We start from the raw sequence: 19,091 nt of genomic DNA, 5'->3' as shown, positions 1-19,091 counted from the left end.
GGGGATTCATCCCCGATGGGACGCGAAGCGGCCCCGATAGTCGTCCGGGTGTGCGACTGCTGCGCAGTCGATCGGGGATAAATCCCCTCGCCACAAGCGTTATTTCCCAGGCCCGGGTGTGGGCCTGGTACACGGATTTTTCGCAACAACACTAAGGAAGGTCGCTGGATGAATAACAACAATACCCCCGCGCAAACGGGCGGTCGCTTCGCCATGAAAACCCTCAACTGCGCCGTACTCTGTGCGTTGACCACCTGGGGCACCGCGCACGCGGCGCCTTATGTGGAAAACGGCCGCAGCGGTGATCCCGCCAGTTGGCGCAGCGCCGAGTTCCAGGCGGAATGGGGCCTGGGCGCCATCGGGGCGGATTCCGCTTACGCTGCCGGCTACACCGGTAAAGGCGTCAAACTGGGAATCTTTGACCAGCCGGTGTATGCCGCGCACCCGGAGTTCTCCGGCCCCAACAAAGTCGTGACCCTGGTCACCAGCGGGATCCGCGAATACACCGACCCTTACATTCCGGTCAAAGCCGGGGACGCGTTCCGCTATGACGGTTCGCCCTCGGTCGGTTCCGACGGCAAGCTCGGCGCCCACGGTACTCACGTCGGTGGTATTGCCGCCGGCAGCCGTGACGGCGGGCCGATGCACGGCGTGGCGTTCGGTGCGCAGATCATCAGCGCCGACAACGGCGACCCGGGCCCGGAAGACGGCATTGTCCGTGGCAACGACGGCGCGGTGTACAAGGCCGGCTGGGATGCGCTGATCGCCAGTGGCGCGCGGATCATCAACAACAGCTGGGGCATCGGCATCACTGACCGTTTCGACCTCGGCGGCCGCGACCCGGCGTATCCGCACTTCACCGTCAACGACGCGCAATTGCAGTTCAACGAAATCCGCACGCTGCTCGGCACCAAGCCCGGCGGCGCCTACGACGGCGCCATCGCCGCCGCCCGCAGCGGCATCGTGACGATCTTCGCCGCCGGTAACGATTACAACCTGAACAACCCGGACGCCATCGCCGGCCTCGGTTACTTCGTGCCGGACATCGCGCCGAACTGGATCACCGTCGCCGCGTTGCAGAAGAACCCGGATCTGGCCAGCGCCAACCCGTACATCATGAGTACGTTCTCTTCGCGTTGCGGTTACACCGCGAGCTTCTGCGTTTCGGCACCGGGCACCAAGATCTTCAGCTCGATCATCGAAGGCACCAATGCCGACAACCTGACCACCGGCTACAAAAACTACAACGGCACCTCGATGGCGGCGCCGCACGTGGCCGGCTCGATGGCGGTGTTGATGGAGCGCTTCCCGTACATGACGGGTGACCAGGTCGCCACGGTGCTGCGTACCACCGCCACCGACCTCGGCGCACCGGGCATCGATGCCTTGTACGGCTGGGGCATGATCAACCTGCGCAAGGGCATTGATGGCCCGGCGATGTTCGTGACCGAGCAGGACATCCCGGAAGAGTTCCGCATTCAGGGGGCCTACGGTTCCGGTCAGTTTGTCGCGGACTTGCCGGGCATCGGCGCGATCATCGACAAGGGCAAACCGACCGAGCGCGTCTGCACCGACATCACTTGCGGCCTCGACACCTGGCGCAATGACATTTCCGGTCACGGCGGCCTGACCAAGCAGGGCATCGGCACGCTGGTGCTGACCGGCAACAACACTTACAGCGGCCCGACCCTGGTCAATCAGGGGCGCCTGGCGATCAATGGCTCGCTGGCGTCGGCGGTCACGGTCAACGACAGCGGCATCCTCGGCGGTAACGGCCGCATTGGCGCACTGACCGCGAAAAGCGGCGGTACCGTGGCGCCGGGCAACTCGATCGGCACGCTGAATGTCGCCGGTGACGTGACCTTCGAGCGAGGGTCGACCTACGCGGTGGAAGTCTCGCCGACCAGCAGCGACAAGATCGTTGCCGGTGGCAAAGCGCTGATCGATGGCGCCACGGTCAGTCTGTCGCTGGAAAACAGCCCGACCTTGCTGACCACGACTGAAGTGAAGAGCCTGCTCGGTTCGCAGTTCAACATCCTGCAAGCGGCCGGTGGCATCCAAGGCCAGTTCGGGCAAGTGCTGCCGAACTACGCGTTCCTCGGCGGCACTCTGGCGTACTCGGCAAGCGGCGTGCAACTGGACGTCGGGCGCAACGGCGCGTCGTTCGCCAGTGTCGGCCTGACGCCGAACCAGCGTGCGGTTGGCGCGGCTGCCGAGGGTCTGGGCGCGGGCAATGCGCTGTTCGAAACCCTGCTGCTGTCGCCGAATGCGGCCTCGGCGCAACAAGCCTTCCAGCAACTGTCCGGCGAAATTCACCCGGCCATCGGTACGATGCTGATCAACGACAGCCGCTACCTGCGTGAAGCGGTGGGCGAGCGTCTGCGTGAGCGTGATCTGTTCAATGCCGACGCACCGACCGACGACCGCAGCAATGCCTGGGTCAAGGTGCTGGGTTCGTGGGGCAAGAGCGATGGCGGCCATGAAAACGCCGACGCCAACAGCTCCATCGGCGGCTTGCTGGCCGGTGTCGACGGCTTGATTGCTGAAGATACCCGTCTGGGTTTCGTTACCGGTTATAGCGACAGCTCGTTGAACATGGGCAGCGGCACGCATTCGTCGACCTCGGTCGACAGCTACCACCTGGGTGCGTACCTGGGGCATCAGATTGATGCGCTGCGTCTGACCGCCGGTGCGGCTTACAGCTGGCACCGCGTGGACGTGAAGCGTGATCTGCAGTTCGCGGGCGTCAATGGCAAAGAGAAAACCAAGCACGATGCCGCGACCACTCAAGTGTTCACCGAAGCGGCTTACGATCTGCGTCTGCAACCGATGAATCTGGAGCCGTTCGCCAACCTGTCGTACGTGCACTTGAACACCGAGAGCTTCACCGAGAAGGGTGATGCCGCGGCGCTCAAGGGCGGCGAAGACAATCGCGACGTGGTGCTGTCGACCCTTGGTGTGCGTGCCAAGCGCAGCTTCGCGCTGTCGGACAAGCATCAGCTGGAGCTGGGCGCGACCCTCGGCTGGCAGCACAATCTGAGCAGTGTCGATGCTGACAGCCACTTGGCCTTCGCCAATGGCAACAGCGCCTTCACCGTACAGAGTGTGTCGATGGATCGTGACGCGGCGGTGGTCGGCGTACGCGCCGGGCTGGCGCTCAATCGCGATGTCCGGGTCAACCTGGACTACAACGGACTGATCGGTAATAACGAGAAGGACCACGGTGTGGGTCTGACCCTCGACTGGCAGTTCTAAACGCGTGCCGGCAGTCCCTTGCGGGCTGCCGGTTTTGAAGGAAGAGAGAGCACAACATGGGATTGTTCGATTACAAAAATGCCGATGGCAAAGCGTTGTACAGCGATGCCATCGCCCTGACGCTGTATGCCTACACGCCCACCGGCCAGCCTTTGCCGGCCACCGCCTGGAAACCGCTCAGCGCCACGGCACTGGGGTATCAGGGCAAGGTCGGCGCGCAAGGCACGTTCTTCGGCGAGAAGGACGGCTTCACCAGCGCCGAGGCCGAAGTGCTTGGCAAGTACGACGCCGGCGGCAAATTGATCGGCATCGGCGTGGCCTTTCGCGGCACTGGCGGGCTGGGCTACAGCGACACCTTCGGCGACATGAAGAACAATTTGCTCGCCGCCATCGGCCCATCGGATTACGCGAGCAACTACGCGAAAAACGCCTTCGACAATCTGCTCAAGGCCGTCGCCGCGTTCGCGCTTGCCAACGGCATTGCCGCCAAGGACGTGCTGTTCAGCGGTCACAGCCTCGGTGGCCTCGGGGTCAACAGCGTAGCCGAGTTGAGCGCCAGCAACTGGGGCGGATTCTTCAAGGACGCCAACTACATCGCGTTCGCTTCACCGACCCAGAGCAGCACCGGCAATAACGTGTTGAACATCGGTTACGAAAACGATCCGGTGTTCCGCGCACTGGACGGCACCACGTTCAGCAGCGGGTCGCTGGGCAAGCACGACGGGCCGCATGAGTCGACCACCGACAACATCGTCAACTTCAATGACTACTACGCGTCCACCGCGCAGAACCTGGTGCCGTTCAGCATCGTCAATCCGCTGAGCTGGTCGGCCCACGGCTCGTTGGGGTATGCCGATGGCTTGAACCGGGTAATCGACTCGAAGTTCTACAACCTGACGCACAAGGACTCGACCCTCATCGTCTCCAACCTGGAGGAATCTTCCCGGGGCAAGACTTGGGTCGAGGACTTGGGGCGCAGCGGCGAGCCGCACACCGGCAGCACTTTCATCATCGGCACCCAGAGCGGCGACTGGCTCAAGGGCGGGGCGGGTAACGACTTTCTCGAAGGCCTGGGCGGTGATGACCGGTTCCGCGATGACGGTGGCTTTAACATTCTGCTCGGTGGTCAGGGTCACAACACGTTCGAGCTGCAGAAACCGCTGCAGAACTTCAGCTTCGCCAACGACGGTGACGGCACGCTGTACGTGCGCGACGCCTACGGCGGCATCAGCATGACCCGCGACATCGGCGCGCTGGTGAGCAAGGAGTCGGGGTCGTGGTGGGGCAGCAAGGACATCACCTGGGGTGTCACGGCCAAGGGGTTGACCAATGGCAACGAACTGACCCAGTACACCCATTCGCTCAACGGCGATGGGTACGGCAATGCGCTGCACGCCAGCGCCGACGGTGACTGGCTGTTCGGTCTGGGGGGCGATGACAAGCTGATCAGCGACAAGGGCCACGTGACCTTCGTGGGCGGCGCCGGCAATGACGTAATGACGGCGGTGGGCGGCAACAACACCTTCCTGTTCAGCGGCGCGTTCGGTTTCGACGCGATCAATGGCTACCAGGGCAGCGACAAACTGGTGTTCATGGGCGTCGAAGGCGCGGGGCAGGGCTATGACTACAAGCAGCATGTTGCCCAGTCCGGCGCTGATACGGTGCTGAAGATTGGCGAGTATGCCGTGACCCTGATCGGGGTGGGAGTGGCTAACCTGTCGGACTCGGCGTTCGTCTTCGCCTGATTAACCAGCCTCTGTAGGAGCTGCCGCAGGCTGCGATCTTTGATTTTGATTTTCAAGATCAAAAGATCGCAGCCTCGTTTCACTCGACAGCTCCTACACGGATTTATGGATGTAGGAGCTGTCGCAGGCTGCGATCTTTTTTTTTTGATTTTCAAGATCAAAAGATCGCAGAGTCGTTTCACTCGACAGCTCCTACACGGATTTATGGATGTAGGAGCTGACGCAGGCTGCGATCTTTGATTTTGATTTTCAAGATCAAAAGATCGAAACCTTTATGCAAGTAGTACTGAAATGCTCCGGGGCGTGCCCGTGAGGGGCGCCCTGGCTGTGAGCTATCTCTGACAATTCCAACAAAAGAGAGGCAATAGCAATGGGTGTGTATGACTACAAGAACTTCGGTACAGCCGATTCCAAGGCATTGTTCAGCGATGCCATGGCGATCACGCTGTATTCCTATCACAACCTCGATAACGGCTTTGCCGCCGGTTATCAGCACAACGGTTTCGGCCTCGGCCTGCCCGCCACGTTGGTGACCGCGCTGCTCGGTGGCACCGATTCGCAAGGGGTGATCCCCGGCATTCCGTGGAACCCCGACTCGGAAAAACTCGCCCTCGACGCGGTGAAAAAGGCTGGCTGGACACCGATCACCGCCTCGCAACTGGGCTACGACGGCAAGACCGACGCGCGCGGAACCTTCTTCGGCGAGAAGGCCGGTTACACCACCGCTCAGGTGGAAATTCTGGGCAAGTACGACGCTCAGGGCCATCTCACGGAAATCGGCATCGCTTTTCGCGGCACCAGCGGCCCGCGGGAAAACCTGATCCTCGACTCCATCGGCGACGTGATCAACGACCTGCTGGCAGCTTTCGGCCCGAAGGACTACGCCAAGAATTACGTCGGCGAAGCGTTCGGCAATCTACTGAATGACGTGGTGGCGTTCGCCAAGGCCAATGGCCTCAGCGGCAAAGACGTGCTGGTCAGCGGCCACAGCCTCGGCGGGCTGGCGGTCAACAGCATGGCTGACCTGAGTGGCGGCAAGTGGGGCGGATTCTTCGCCGATTCCAACTACATCGCCTACGCCTCGCCGACCCAAAGCAGCACCGACAAGGTGCTCAACGTCGGTTACGAAAACGATCCGGTGTTCCGCGCCCTCGACGGCTCGACCTTCACCGGCGCCTCGGTCGGCGTGCACGACGCGCCCAAGGAATCGGCCACCGACAACATCGTCAGCTTCAACGATCACTACGCCTCGACCGCGTGGAATCTGCTGCCGTTCTCGATTCTTAATATTCCGACCTGGATCTCGCACCTGCCGACCGCTTACGGCGACGGCATGAACCGGATCATCGAGTCGAAGTTTTATGACCTGACCAGCAAGGACTCGACGATCATCGTCGCCAACCTGTCGGACCCGGCGCGGGCCAACACCTGGGTACAGGACCTGAACCGCAACGCCGAAACCCACAAGGGCAGCACGTTCATCATCGGCAGCGACAGCAACGACCTGATCCAGGGCGGCAGCGGCAATGACTACCTCGAAGGGCGCGCCGGCAACGACACTTTCCGTGATGCTGGCGGTTACAACGTGATTCTCGGTGGCGCCGGCAACAACACCCTCGATTTGCAGCAGTCGGTGAGCAAGTTCGACTTTGCCAACGACGGCGCCGGCAACCTGTACATCCGCGACGCCAATGGTGGGATCAGCATCACCCGTGACATCGGCAGCATCGTCACCAAGGAGCCAGGCTTCCTCTGGGGCCTGTTCAAGGACGACGTGACCCACAGCGTCACGGCCAGCGGTTTGAAGGTCGGCAACAACGTCACCCAGTACGAGTCCAGCGTCAAAGGCACTAGCGGCTCCGATACGCTGAAGGCGCATGCCGGTGGTGACTGGCTGTTCGGCCTGGACGGCAACGACCACTTGATTGGTGGCACGGGTAACGACGTGTTTGTCGGTGGCGCCGGCAATGACCTGATGGAGTCCGGGGGCGGCGCGGATACGTTCCTGTTCAACGGCGCGTTCGGTCAGGATCGGGTGGTGGGTTTTACGGCCAACGACAAACTGGTGTTCCTTGGCGTACAGGGTGTGTTGCCCAATGATGACTTCCGCGCACATGCCTCGACGGTGGGGCAGGACACGGTACTGAAGTTTGGCGGTGACTCGGTGACGCTGGTTGGGGTGGCGCTGAATAGCCTCAGCGCCGATGGAATTGTGATCGCCTGAGGTTGAAGCGGCGTCTGTAAGGACGCCATCGCGGGCAAGCCCGCTCCCACAGGGTTTTGCGGCGTACACAAGCTTTGTGAACGGCCTATAACCTGTGGGAGCGGGCTTGCCCGCGATTGAAGGATTACTCGGTATCAAAAGTGACTCGATAGCCACACCCTGACTCAAAAGCTGTGCAAACAGCAAAAGCGGCCTAAAGCCAGCACGTGCCCACACGTTCTATAGCCAGCCGCCATTGAGTACAGGAGATGCACACGTGAGAAGGGTCAAGGGGTATGTCGGACTTGTCGGACTGGCGCTGTTATCGGCCAATGCCTGGGCCGATCTGCCGCCAACCTCGATTCTGAGCCGCTATGGCATCAGCAGCGATCAACTGCCGAAACCGGCGAAGACGGAAGCAATCGAACCGGTTGAAGAGAAAAGCCTGTTTCAGATCCAGCCCGAACAGCCGTTCGTGACCATTCGCCTGGGTGACGGTAAACAACAGCAGGCCACTGGCAATCTGAGCATTGACCGCATGACCCAGCAGGATCTGGAGCGCTGCCGACGTCTGCAAGCCGAGCTGGCGCGGCGCGGTGAGCAGTATTTCAGCTGTGATCACAGCCTTGTGGGCTTGCCTGCTTTCGAATAACCCACACAGATCACGCTCTCCCTGTAGGAGCTGCCGCAGGCTGCGATCTTTTGATCTTGTTTTTAAAATCAAAATCAAAAGATCGCAGCCTGCGGCAGCTCCTACAGGTAAAACGGGGTGTCAGTCTTCCTTGCGTACGGTCGCTACTTCATCGGAGCGGACCTTCACCTTGGTCCCGGAAATGTCCTCGAACTCATAGAATCCGTCCTTGTTCTTGGTTTTCGGCATGTCCTTGGTCAAATACTGGGTGCCGTTCTGCAAGGTCACCACGGTCGGTGTCGAGCAACCGCCCAATGCCAGTAAGGCGACTACCGCCAGGGGAAGACCCAGAGTCTTGATATTCATACCCACCTCAAATACCTCATTCCATATGAATTGACCGTATCCGGTCTCTAACGCGGTTGGTGCCATCGAACCGAGAAAAGTTCGATGTCACCCTGAAAAAATCCCGATTGCCGCTGCCATTGATCTTTTTCCGTTTGCACGCGACCGGGCAGAGCTGGTATCTGTACGCATAACCAGTACTCGCTCGCCATGGCCCTGAATTCCCGTGACTGCCAACCCACTCGACGATCCGTTCTATTACCTCAACAACTTCCGGCAAGTACTTGATTGGCTTGAGCTTCGCTATGCCGATGTGATGAGCGAATCCGAGCATGGCTTCATCCGCGACTTCAAGATCTTGCCGCGCGCTTCGCAGGGGCTGCTGGTGCGCATGGTCATGCGCAAGGGCGTGCATTTTCGCCTCGGCAAACTCAACTACCCGGAAATCGGCGACATCAGCGACGCTGCGCAGCCATTGTTGAGTCACGGCTGGCTCGACGATCAGGCTCTGTTGAGCGTGGCCGAGGTGTTCGACGTGTTGCTCAAGGCTGAACTGCTGCAGGCGTTCGGCCAGTTCATCGAACAGCCCAAGGGGCGCAAGGACGACTGGCTGCCGGCGCTCGCCGAGCAATTCAGCGAGTCGCGCAGCCTCTCCGATTGGGCACCGACGCTCGGCGACCGCTTGCTCAGCCTGACCATCATGGACCTGTGCGACCGTCTGCGTCTGATGTTCTTCGGCAACCTGTACCAGGACTGGTCGGAATTCGTCCTCGCCGACCTCGGCATCTTTACCTACGAAAAAGTCGAATTCTGCGCCGACTCCCGTGGCCTGCGCAGCCGCGAAGACGTCGACGCCTGCCTGTTCTTGCATCAGTGCCAGCAACGCTTTGAAGCGGGTGAGCCGTTGGAAGCCATTGTCGAGCAGGTCAGCGCACTGCAATTCGACAACCCGTGGCTGCAACGGCGGCGCGGCAAGGTGTTGTTCCAGATCGGCCAGTATTGCGAACGCATCACTGAGTTCGCCCTGGCGCTGAGCATTTACCGCGATTGCGCCTATCCCGGCGCCCGTCAGCGAATGATCCGCGTGCTGGAGCGCTGCGGCGAATACGCACGGGCGCTGCAGCTCGCGACGCTTGCCGAACAGGCGCCGGAAAGCGCCGCTGAACAACAGAGCCTGCAACGGATGTTGCCACGGCTGCGGCGCAAACTCGGCGGGCCGCCGCTCAAGCGGGCAGCGCCACGCCCGGTCGAGCGCCTCGATCTGCAACTGCCGCGCACTGATCCGGGATTGTCAGTGGAGTTCCATGTGCAAGCGCATCTGCACGAAGACAGCGGCCCGGTGCATTACGTCGAGAACAGCCTGATCAACTCGCTGTTCGGCCTGCTGTGCTGGCCGGCGATATTCGCGCCGCTGCCGGGGGCGTTTTTTCATCCTTTTCAGCGCGGGCCGGTGGACCTGCTCAACGAAGACTTTCAGCCACGCCGCGCCGAACTGTTCCAGGCCTGCCTCGATCAGCTCGACGATGGCCGTTACGCCGCAACCATTCGTGAGCGGTTCGTCGCCAAATGGGGCGTGCAGTCGCCGTTCGTGTTCTGGGGCGCGTTGAATGAGCAACTGCTGGAGCAGGCGCTGGCGTGCTTGCCTGCCCAGCACCTCAAGCACTGGTTCAATCGCCTGCTGCTCGACATCAAGGCCAACCGCGCCGGTATGCCCGACCTGATCCAGTTCTGGCCGCAGCACAAGACCTACCGGATGATCGAAGTCAAAGGCCCGGGTGACCGCCTGCAGGACAACCAGCTGCGCTGGCTGGAGTTCTGCCACCAACACCAGATGCCGGTCGCCGTGTGCTACGTGCAATGGGCGGAGCAGAGCGCTTGAGCTACAGCATTGCCGTCCGCGCCCTGTGCGAGTTCACCGCCAAGACCGGCGACCTCGACCTGCGTTTTACCCCTTCGCCGACAGCGCTCGAAGGCATGCTCGGGCACCGTACCGTGGCTTCACGGCGCAGCGATAAATACCAAAGCGAGGTGGCGCTGGAAGGCGAGTTTCTGCAATTGAAAGTCAGGGGCAGGGCGGACGGCTACGACCCGGCGCAGAACTGCCTGGAAGAAGTCAAAACCTATCGCGGCGACCTCAGCAAGCAACCGGCCAACCATCGCCAGTTGCATTGGGCGCAGGCGAAAATCTACGGCTGGCTGATTTGCCACAAGCTTGAACTTGAACAGATCAATCTGGCGCTGGTGTATTTCGACATCGTCAGCGAAAAGGAAACCTGTCTGGTCGAGGCCTTCAGTGCGCCGGTCTTGCAGGCGTTTTTCGAACAACAATGCCGGTTGTTCCTGAACTGGGCCGAGCAGGAAATGGCCCATCGCGAGGCGCGCAACCTTGCCGCACAGCAATTGGCCTTTCCCCATGCCGACTTTCGCCCCGGCCAACGGCATCTGGCCGAATCGGTGTTCAAGGCGGTCAGCACCGGCCGTTGTCTGATGGCCCAGGCGCCCACCGGGATCGGTAAGACCCTCGGCACGTTGTTCCCTCTGCTCAAGGCGCTGGCGCCGCAGCAACTGGACAAGGTGTTTTTTCTGACCGCGAAGACCCCGGGGCGCAAACTGGCGCTGGATGCCAGTCAGGTGTTGTTCGATCAAGCGCAACATTTGCCGCTGCGGGTGCTGGAGATGGTCGCCCGGGACAAGGCTTGCGAACACCCGGACAAAGCCTGTCACGGCGAATCCTGCCCGTTGGCCCAGGGCTTCTATGATCGCCTGCCCGCCGCCCGACAAGCGGCCAGCCGGATCAATCTGCTCGATCAGGCGGCGATGCGCGAAGTGGCCCGTCAGCACACGGTTTGCCCGTATTACCTGAGCCAGGAGATGGCGCGCTGGGCCGACGTGGTGGTAGCGGACTACAACTATTACTTCGATTTCAGTGCGCTGCTGTTCGGTCTGGCTCAGCTCAACCAGTGGAAAGTCGCGGTGCTGGCCGATGAAGCGCACAACCTGGTCGAACGCGGGCGCTCGATGTACAGCGCCAGTCTCGATCAGGCCGCGCTGGCCAGCGTACGCAAGTCCGCCCCCGAAGCCTTGAAGAAATCCCTGCAACGGGTCAACCGCGAGTGGAACGCGCTGCATCAGCCGCAACTGGCGCCGTATCAAGCCTACGACAAAGCCCCGGAGAAACTGCTGCAAGCCGTGTCCCTGTGCAGCGCGGCCATTGGCGATTACCTCAATGATCATCCGCAGGGGCTCGACAGCGCGCTGCAAACCTTCTATTTCGACATGCTGCAGTTTGGCCGGGTCGCGGAGCTGTTCGACGAGCATTACCTGTTCGACATCAGCAAGCGCGACCTCGAGCGTAAACGACCGCTTTCGCAACTGTGCCTGCGCAATGTGGTGCCGGCGGCGTTCCTCGGCCCGCGCCTGAAAGCGGCGCGCAGCAGCGTGCTGTTCTCGGCGACACTTAGCCCGCGGCGCTATTACGCCGATCTGCTCGGCACGCCCGCCGACACGGTCTGGATCGATGTCGAATCGCCGTTCAGCGCCGAACAGCTGCAGGTGCAGATCGTCAGCCGCATTTCCACGCGCTTCAATCATCGGCAGGCGTCGCTGGAACCGATCGTCGAGCTGATCGCCCGCCAGTTCAGTGAACGCCCAGGCAATTACCTGGCGTTCTTCAGCAGCTTCGATTACCTGCAACAGGTGCTGACGCTGCTCGCCGAACGCCATCCGCAGATCAATCTGTGGCAGCAGTCCCGGGGCATGGCCGAAGGGCAGCGGCAGGCCTTTCTCGATCAGTTCACCGCCGACAGCCAGGGCGTCGGCTTCGCCGTGTTGGGCGGTGCGTTCGGTGAGGGCATCGACCTGCCCGGGGCACGGCTGATCGGCGCGTTCATTGCGACTCTGGGGCTGGCGCAGCTCAACCCGGTCAACGAACAGTTGAAACGGCGCATGGCGGCGATTTTCGGTGCCGGTTACGACTACACCTATCTGTATCCGGGCGTGCAGAAGGTGGTGCAGGCTGCCGGGCGGGTGATCCGCACGCGTGAGGATCGCGGCGTGGTGATGCTGATCGATGACCGCTTCGCCGAACCCAGGATCCAGCAACTGTTGCCACGCTGGTGGTCGCTCGGCACAGACGCGCCCTCGATCAATCCGCTGATCACGCCGTGAATTGAAGCGCGTTTACACCTTCCCATGGCGCCGGATTGCCGCATACTTGCGCTAATGAAAACCAGCGGTGAACCTGATGAGTGACAACCCGAGCAAAACTGCCGCGATCGAGGAGATGCGTTTCCGTCTGCTGATCGATGCGGTGGTCGATTATGCGATTTACATGATCGATCCGGACGGCATCATCACCAGCTGGAACACGGGGGCCAAACGCTTCAAGGGCTACGAGAAGCAAGAAATCATCGGCGAGCATTTCTCGCGTTTCTACACCGAGCAGGATCGCGCGGCGGGCTTGCCGCAACGGGCGCTGGACACCGCAATCCGCGAGGGCCGATTCGAAGGCGAAGGCTGGCGCGTTCGCAAGGACGGTACGCATTTCTGGTGCCATGTGGTGATCGACCCGATCATCGATCCGGACGGCACGCTGCTGGGCTTCGCCAAGATCACCCGCGACCTGACCGACCGCAAAATGGCCGAAGAAACCCTCAAGCAAAGCGAGCAGCAGTTCCGTCTGCTGGTGCAGGGCGTCACGGACTACGCGCTTTACATGCTCAGCCCCGACGGTCGGGTATCCAACTGGAATCAGGGCGCCCAGCGGATCAAGGGGTATCGGCCGGAAGAAATCATCGGCGAGCATTTCTCGGTCTTCTACACCGCTGAGGACCGCGAGCGCGGCGAGCCGCAACGGGCGCTGGAAATCGCGGCGCGGGAAGGGCGTTTCGAAAACAAAAGCTGGCGAGTGCGCAAGGACGGCAGCCGATTCTTCGCCCATGTGGTGGTGGATGCCATTCGTGGCGAGACCGGGACATTGCTCGGCTTCGCGAAAATTACCCGTGACGTGACTGAGGTCCATGAATCGCAGCAGGCGCTGGAGAAAACCCGCGAGGCATTGCTCCAGGCGCAGAAGATGCAAGCCATCGGTCAGCTCAGCGGCGGCATTGCCCACGACTTCAACAACCTGCTGACCGTGATCCTCGGCAACCTGGAGATTGTGCGCAAGCGTGTGGGTGACGACCCGAAAATCAATCGCCTGCTGGAAAATGCCACACAAGGTGCGCTGCGCGGCGTCTCACTGACCCAACGCATGCTGGCCTTTGCCCGGCGTCAGGAGCTCAAGACCGAACCGGTCGACATCGTGCAACTGGTGCAAGGCATTACCGGGCTGTTGCGCAGTTCGCTGGGGCCGGGGATCAGTATCGAAACCTCACTGCCCGACGGACTGGAACCGGTAATGGCCGATACCAATCAACTGGAACTGGCGGTGCTCAATCTGGCGACCAATGCCCGCGACGCCATGCCCGATGGCGGCAACGTGGTGATCAGCGCCCGGGCGGAAGTCGTCCTTGAAGCGGGCGATTCGACCATGGCGGCGGGACGTTATGTGTGCCTGAGTCTGCGCGACACCGGCGAAGGCATGGACGAGCACACGCTGGCCTCGGCCCGGGATCCGTTTTTTACCACCAAAGGCCTGGGCAAAGGCACCGGGCTGGGGCTGTCGATGGTGCATGGATTCATTGAGCAGCTCGGTGGCCGTTTCATCCTCAAGAGCGAGAAGGGACGAGGCACGGCAGCCGAACTCTGGTTACCGGTCGCGGTGGATGGCGCACTGGCTCCACGGGTGCAGCCCGGCAGCGCCCCCATCACGGTGCCACGCCTCAGCGTGCTGGTCGTCGACGACGATTCGCTGGTGTTGACCAGCACCACGTTGTTGCTCGAAGACCTTGGCCATCGTGTGGTCAGCGCGACCTCCGGTGCCAGGGCGCTGGCGTTGTTCGAGCAGGGCGAAGTCATCGATCTGATGATCACCGACATGGCCATGCCGCAGATGAGCGGCGCGCAATTGGCGCACGCAGTGCGTCTGCTCAAACCGGATCTGCCGATCGTCCTCGCGACCGGTTACGCCGAACGTCTGGAGGGTTTTGCCGCGCAATTGCCGCGTCTGCCCAAGCCGTTCACCCAGTTGAACCTGATGGAAATCATCGCCCGGTCGATGAAGTGAATCCGCCTGAACTTGTCCGGGGCAGGGGCCTTCTAACAGGTTTCCCCGCCCCGGAGCGTGCGTCCCTTGCCTCGCATACTGACTCAGCCCAGCGCTGAAGAACACCTGACCGAACACGATGCCAAGATGTTCGGCTCACCCAAGGAACGGCTGGATTTCTATCGCAAGGAAATTCAGTACGAAACCAGCATTCTGGCCAACCGCACCGATGCCTATCTGGCCGCGCAGTCGTTTCTGGTGATTGCGTTTGCTTCGTGCATGTCCAACCTCAACCCCGAGTGGGGCAAACTGTTCACGCTGGTGGTGCCGCCGTTTCTGGCGTTGCTCGGGCTGCTCAGCTCGCTCAATGCGTGGCCGGGGATTCGTGCCGCGTACGACATCATTGACCACTGGCATTACAAACAGAGCGAGTTGTTGCGCAGCGAACCGATCATGGGCATGGCTTACGACGAGTCGCCACTGTTCAGCGAGATGGAGTCAAGCCATAAGGGCTATCGCAAATCGCTGTTGTTTTCGGTGCGCACGCCGTGGATTTTCGCCACATTCTGGATCCTGCTGGGCGCTTATGCGGTGTTCATTCAGGTGACCAACCCGGGGGGCTGAGCGCCACCCAAAGAAAAAGCCCGGACTTCGCAGCCGGGCTTTTTCTTGTGCGCTTTATTCGACGGTTTCTAGCTGCCGACGCAATGCCTGCGAGTGATGCGGGGACATCGGAATCGGCGGAAAGTCCTCGTTGAGCACGCACAAGTGATCGATGGCTTCTTCGAACTTCATATCGGCTTTGCGGCGCAGTGCTCGATAGTGCTCAAACTGCTCAAGGTCCAGATTGTCCGCTTCCAGCAGCTCGTAAGCGGCGCGGTTGAGGGCGTGGGCATCTTCGAACAGTTGACGATTGCGTTCCAGGGCCAAAGCCCTGCAAGCCTTGATATGTGCCGGATTCGAGCATTCTTTCATGACCGTGACCTTGTTATCCAAAGATTCCTCTTCATGGGCTGCAAGCCGCAGGGGAACCGAACCTGCCGGACCCCGCCGAGTGCATCCAGCGAGGGGTTATGGTTGTGACTGTCGGAATCTGAAGAGGGATCCATTTATTTTCAGAAAAAACTTCGATGGATTTCCCAAGATAATCCCACCGGAAAAATCAGCTTTTTCGTTTTTGCCGTTGCTCATAGCGCGCCAGCAACGGCTGAGTGCTGATGCCATGCAGCAAAATGCTCAGTGCCACCACCGACAACGTGATGTGGGTGCACAACGTCGCGACTGAAGGACTCAGACCATGGTTCAAGGCATAAAACAGATAAAACAGACTGCCGATTCCGCGAATGCCGAACCAGCCGATCAACAGGCGCTGACCACCATCCAGCAAGTTACCCCAGGGCATCAGCGCGACGCAGACCGGACGTACCACGCAGAACAACACTGCGCCAATGATTAATGCCCGCCAGTCCCAATAGGGCACCAGTACCACGCCGAGCAGCGTTACCAGAAACACTTCCATGGCCCGTTCCACCAGGCTGCCGAACGAGAGCATGTCGCCCATCATGATGCCGGCGGCGACCTGACTGCTTTCCAGTCGTTCGGTATCGCCGTGCACCGCGTCCTGCGGTTCGATGTTCTGATGGCCCACCACCGGTTGCACCAGATGCTCGGCCGGCGGTTGGCTGGCGCCGGTGGATTTGACTTCCTCCTGGCGCAAGCCGAGACCGGCAGCGAACACCGACAGAAAACCATAACCGCCAATCGCCTCTGCGCCGACGTAAGCCAGGGCAATCAGTGACAGCGCAAGGTAGTCATTCGGGCTCAGGGTGCTGTCGTCGTTACGAATGCGCAGCGACAGGGTCAACCGACCGATACTGCGACCCATCCAGTAACCGCTCAGCAGTCCGACCGGCACCGCCCAAAGCAAACCGTGCAGCACCCAATCGGTCAGTGCGCCGGGTTGCGTGTCGGCCTTCAACAGCAGCAAACCGAGCATCACGAACGGAAACGCGATGCCGTCATTGAGCCCGGCCTCACCGGACAGGCCAAAGCGCACACTGTCGACGTCCCGCGCATCGTTGACCTGTACCAGCGCCGCCAGCACCGGATCGGTCGGCGCCAGCATCGCCCCGATCAGCAGCGACGGGCCCCACGACAGTTGCAGGCCCCAATGCAGCAATACGCTGACCCCGGCGATGGTCAGCACCATCACCGGGCCGGCCAGCCCGAACGCAATCCGCCAACGCCTGTCGCGCAGTGGCAGGCGCAGCTTGAGGCCGCAGACAAACAGCGAAAACAGCACCGCCACTTCCGTGAGGTGTTCCATCCACACCGAGGCGTCTTCCAGTGACAGCTTCAGCAGGTCCAGACCGCTGGGACCGATGCCGATCCCCAACAACAGGCACACGGCCGAAGTGGTAACCGGCATCCAGCGCAGGTACGACGAGGTCAGCGCCAAGGTCAGCAACACGGCACCCAGTACCGCGACCCAGATGGCAAAGCTCATGGAGGCTTACAACATCGGCTTGCCGCCGGTGACGCCGTATCGCTGCCCGGTGATGTAACTGGCTTCATCCGAGGCCAATAGCACGTAGATCGGCGCCACTTCCACCGGTTGTCCGGGACGACCGAGCGGGGTTTCGCGGCCGAAGTTCTGCACTTCCTCATCGGGCATGGTCGAGACAATCAACGGCGTCCAGATCGGCCCCGGGGCCACACAGTTCACGCGGATTTCTTTCGGCCCGAGTATCTGCGCCAGACCGCCGGTGAAGTTGGCAATCGCGCCTTTGGTGGTGGCGTAGGCGAGCAGGGTGGGTTTGGGCATGTCCGAGTTGATTGAGCTGGTGTTGATGATCGAGGCGCCGGGGCGCATGTGTTTGATCGCCGCCTGGCACAGGCGGAAAATCGCGGTGATGTTGACGTCGAAAGTCATCACCCATTCTTCATCGGGGATTTCTTCGAAGGTTTCGTGGGTCATCTGGAACGCCGCGTTGTTGACCAGAATGTCGATGCGCCCGAAGCGTTCGACCGTCTTGTCCACCAGTTCCTGGCAATGGGCCTTGTGTGCGAGGTCGCCGGACAGCAGCAGGCACTGACGGCCCGCCTGTTCGACCCAGCGCGCGGTCTCTTTGGCATCGTCATGTTCATTCAGATAGGCCACGACCACGTCAGCGCCTTCACGGGCGAAGGCAATCGCCACCGCGCGACCGATACCGCTGTCGGCGCCGGTGATCAGCGCAATCTTGCCAGCCAGCCGCCCGGAACCGACGTAGGTCTGCTCGCCGCAATCGGGGTAGGGCTGCATGTTGCTTTGCGAGCCCGGCACGGCTTGAGCTTGTTTGGGGAAGGGTGGTTTTGGGTAATCGGTCATCACAAATCTCCGAGGTTCTCAGGGCGGGTATGGGCGGTTGACCCGGACGGTTTGCCGTGAGTTCGATCGGATTTGCGCTGCACACCAACAGCAAACGCAAACCCCCTGTAGGAGCTGCCGCAGGCTGCGATCTTTTGACTTTGGTTTTTTAAAACAAGATCAAAAGATCGCAGCCTGCGGCAGCTCCTACAGGGGAGGTGGTGTTTTCAGGTATTGCGCTGGGTCAGGGCGCGCTCCATGCGGCTGATACCCTCTTCGAGCAACGACCGCGGGCAGCCGAAGTTCAGGCGCACGAATTGTTGGTGCTGATCGCCGAAATCCAGCCCGGCGCTCAGACCGACCCTGGCCTGTTCAAGGAAGAACTGCTGCGGATTGTCCAGGTCCAGCGCCGAGCAATCGAGCCACGCCAGATAGGTCCCTTGCGGCACATTGATCGTCACGCCCGGCAAGCGGCTGCGCACCGCAGCCACCAGCCAGTCGCGGTTGGCCTGCAGATAGGTTTTCAGCTCGGCCAGCCACGGCGCACCTTCGCTGTAGGCGACGCGGGTGGCTTCCATGCCCAGCGGGTTGACGCTGTCGACCATGCCGCAACGGGCGTGGTTGACGCGCTCGCGCAGGGCGGCGTCCTGGATGATCATGAACGAGGTTTTGAGGCCGGCGATGTTGTAGGCCTTGCTCGCCGACATCAGGGTGATCGTGCGCTTGGCGATTTCCGGGCTGAGGGACGCGGTCGGAATGTGCACGCGGCCGTCGAAGCACAGCTCGGCGTGGATCTCGTCGGAGATGATCCAGGCGTCCTGTGCCGCACAGATATCCGCTACGGCTTGCAGTTCTTCACGGCTAAACACTTTGCCGATCGGGTTGTGCGGGTTGCTCAGGAGCAGGGCGCCGCCACCATTCAGCGATTCGCGCAGGGTCTCCAGCGGGGTGGCGTAGCTGCCATCGGCCTGAGGGATGAATTCCAGCTCGACCTTGTTCAGCCCCCAATGCCCCGGCGCATGCCGCAGCGGCGGGTAGTTCGGCACCTGCACCACGACGTTTTGCTGCGGCTGCACCAGCGCTTTCAAAGCCATGTTGAAACCGGATTCAACGCCCGGCAGGAAGATCAGCTCCTGCGGTCTGACCTGCCAGGCGAACTTGTTCCACAGGTCGGCGACGATGGCTTCACGCAGATTGTCCTGCGCCACGCTGTAGCCCACCAGCGGGTGCAACAGGCGTTGTTGCAATGCCTCGATGATCACCGGCGGCGCGGCGAAATCCATATCAGCGACCCACATCGGCAACACATCGGCCGGGTAGCGGCTCCATTTGGTGCTGCCGGTGTGGTGGCGGTCGAATACCTGATCAAAATCGAAAGTCATGCGCGGTCTCGTGAAGGCGGGGTTGGTTCTGGGCGC

At 61.2% G+C, this 19,091-nt stretch carries 13 protein-coding genes; 8 read left to right on the top strand and 5 right to left on the bottom strand.

Annotation, left to right across the window (positions count from 1 at the left end):
- The first annotated feature begins 168 nt into the window (after positions 1-168).
- The 4 genes from B1722_RS03220 to B1722_RS03205 all read left to right on the top strand — a co-directional run bounded on the left by B1722_RS03220 (position 169) and on the right by B1722_RS03205 (position 7,855).
- A complete protein-coding gene (locus B1722_RS03220) occupies positions 169-3,255 on the top strand; it encodes an autotransporter serine protease (protein ID WP_086791330.1) in 3,087 nt (1,028 codons plus the stop codon).
- Positions 3,256-3,311: 56 nt separating this feature from the next.
- Positions 3,312-5,000 (top strand): polyurethanase, encoded by a 1,689-nt coding sequence (locus tag B1722_RS03215; RefSeq protein WP_086791327.1) that lies wholly within the window; start codon positions 3,312-3,314, stop codon positions 4,998-5,000.
- A 370-nt stretch (positions 5,001-5,370) separates the two neighbouring features.
- Positions 5,371-7,224: a polyurethanase gene (locus B1722_RS03210; RefSeq protein WP_086791310.1), complete on the top strand. Its 1,854-nt coding sequence runs from the start codon at positions 5,371-5,373 to the stop codon at positions 7,222-7,224.
- 256 nt (positions 7,225-7,480) lie between these two features.
- A complete protein-coding gene (locus tag B1722_RS03205) occupies positions 7,481-7,855 on the top strand; it encodes a hypothetical protein (RefSeq protein ID WP_041064152.1) in 375 nt (124 codons plus the stop codon).
- A 120-nt stretch (positions 7,856-7,975) separates the two neighbouring features.
- Here B1722_RS03205 and B1722_RS03200 read toward each other — a convergent pair whose 3' ends face one another.
- The gene (locus tag B1722_RS03200) at positions 7,976-8,200 is read right to left on the bottom strand and encodes a YgdI/YgdR family lipoprotein (RefSeq protein ID WP_086791308.1); all 225 of its coding nucleotides are present in this window, start codon (positions 8,198-8,200) and stop codon (positions 7,976-7,978) included.
- A 205-nt stretch (positions 8,201-8,405) separates the two neighbouring features.
- Here B1722_RS03200 and B1722_RS03195 point away from each other — a divergent pair, with 205 nt between their 5' ends.
- The 4 genes from B1722_RS03195 to B1722_RS03180 all read left to right on the top strand — a co-directional run bounded on the left by B1722_RS03195 (position 8,406) and on the right by B1722_RS03180 (position 14,948).
- Positions 8,406-10,058, top strand: coding sequence for a VRR-NUC domain-containing protein (locus B1722_RS03195; protein WP_086791306.1), 1,653 nt, complete (start codon positions 8,406-8,408; stop codon positions 10,056-10,058).
- Positions 10,055-12,346, top strand: coding sequence for an ATP-dependent DNA helicase (locus B1722_RS03190; protein ID WP_086791304.1), 2,292 nt, complete (start codon positions 10,055-10,057; stop codon positions 12,344-12,346). Before B1722_RS03195 ends, B1722_RS03190 begins: the two co-directional genes overlap by 4 nt.
- 76 nt (positions 12,347-12,422) lie before the next feature.
- Positions 12,423-14,345, top strand: coding sequence for a PAS domain-containing sensor histidine kinase (locus tag B1722_RS03185; RefSeq protein WP_086791539.1), 1,923 nt, complete (start codon positions 12,423-12,425; stop codon positions 14,343-14,345).
- A gap of 66 nt (positions 14,346-14,411) precedes the next feature.
- A complete protein-coding gene (locus tag B1722_RS03180; RefSeq protein ID WP_041064140.1) occupies positions 14,412-14,948 on the top strand; it encodes a hypothetical protein in 537 nt (178 codons plus the stop codon).
- Positions 14,949-15,002: 54 nt separating this feature from the next.
- On the opposite strand, the gene B1722_RS03175 is transcribed toward B1722_RS03180, so the two are convergent.
- The 4 genes from B1722_RS03175 to B1722_RS03160 form a co-directional block, all read right to left on the bottom strand.
- Positions 15,003-15,299: a hypothetical protein gene (locus tag B1722_RS03175; RefSeq protein ID WP_086791537.1), complete on the bottom strand. Its 297-nt coding sequence runs from the start codon at positions 15,297-15,299 to the stop codon at positions 15,003-15,005.
- Positions 15,300-15,486: 187 nt separating this feature from the next.
- Entirely contained in the window at positions 15,487-16,830 is a 1,344-nt protein-coding gene (locus tag B1722_RS03170) for a sodium:proton antiporter (protein ID WP_086791302.1), read from the bottom strand.
- A 6-nt stretch (positions 16,831-16,836) separates the two neighbouring features.
- A complete protein-coding gene (locus B1722_RS03165) occupies positions 16,837-17,694 on the bottom strand; it encodes a glucose 1-dehydrogenase (protein ID WP_086791300.1) in 858 nt (285 codons plus the stop codon).
- A gap of 206 nt (positions 17,695-17,900) precedes the next feature.
- A complete protein-coding gene (locus B1722_RS03160) occupies positions 17,901-19,055 on the bottom strand; it encodes a MalY/PatB family protein (protein ID WP_086791298.1) in 1,155 nt (384 codons plus the stop codon).
- Positions 19,056-19,091 lie beyond the last annotated feature (36 nt).

Source organism: Pseudomonas sp. SCPG-7, from assembly GCF_002156405.1.
Classification (GTDB): domain Bacteria; phylum Pseudomonadota; class Gammaproteobacteria; order Pseudomonadales; family Pseudomonadaceae; genus Aquipseudomonas; species Aquipseudomonas parakoreensis.
Note: the sequence above shows the minus strand (reverse complement) of the source record. Positions and strands in the feature narration are given on the sequence as shown.

Coding starts and splice junctions, on each gene's coding strand:
- B1722_RS03185 (WP_086791539.1), top strand. CDS start 12,423: ATGAGTGACAACCCGAGCAAAACTGCCGCGATCGAGGAGATGCGTTTC.
- B1722_RS03215 (WP_086791327.1), top strand. CDS start 3,312: ATGGGATTGTTCGATTACAAAAATGCCGATGGCAAAGCGTTGTACAGC.
- B1722_RS03160 (WP_086791298.1), bottom strand. CDS start 19,055: ATGACTTTCGATTTTGATCAGGTATTCGACCGCCACCACACCGGCAGC.
- B1722_RS03170 (WP_086791302.1), bottom strand. CDS start 16,830: ATGAGCTTTGCCATCTGGGTCGCGGTACTGGGTGCCGTGTTGCTGACC.
- B1722_RS03210 (WP_086791310.1), top strand. CDS start 5,371: ATGGGTGTGTATGACTACAAGAACTTCGGTACAGCCGATTCCAAGGCA.
- B1722_RS03220 (WP_086791330.1), top strand. CDS start 169: ATGAATAACAACAATACCCCCGCGCAAACGGGCGGTCGCTTCGCCATG.
- B1722_RS03165 (WP_086791300.1), bottom strand. CDS start 17,694: ATGACCGATTACCCAAAACCACCCTTCCCCAAACAAGCTCAAGCCGTG.
- B1722_RS03200 (WP_086791308.1), bottom strand. CDS start 8,200: ATGAATATCAAGACTCTGGGTCTTCCCCTGGCGGTAGTCGCCTTACTG.
- B1722_RS03175 (WP_086791537.1), bottom strand. CDS start 15,299: ATGAAAGAATGCTCGAATCCGGCACATATCAAGGCTTGCAGGGCTTTG.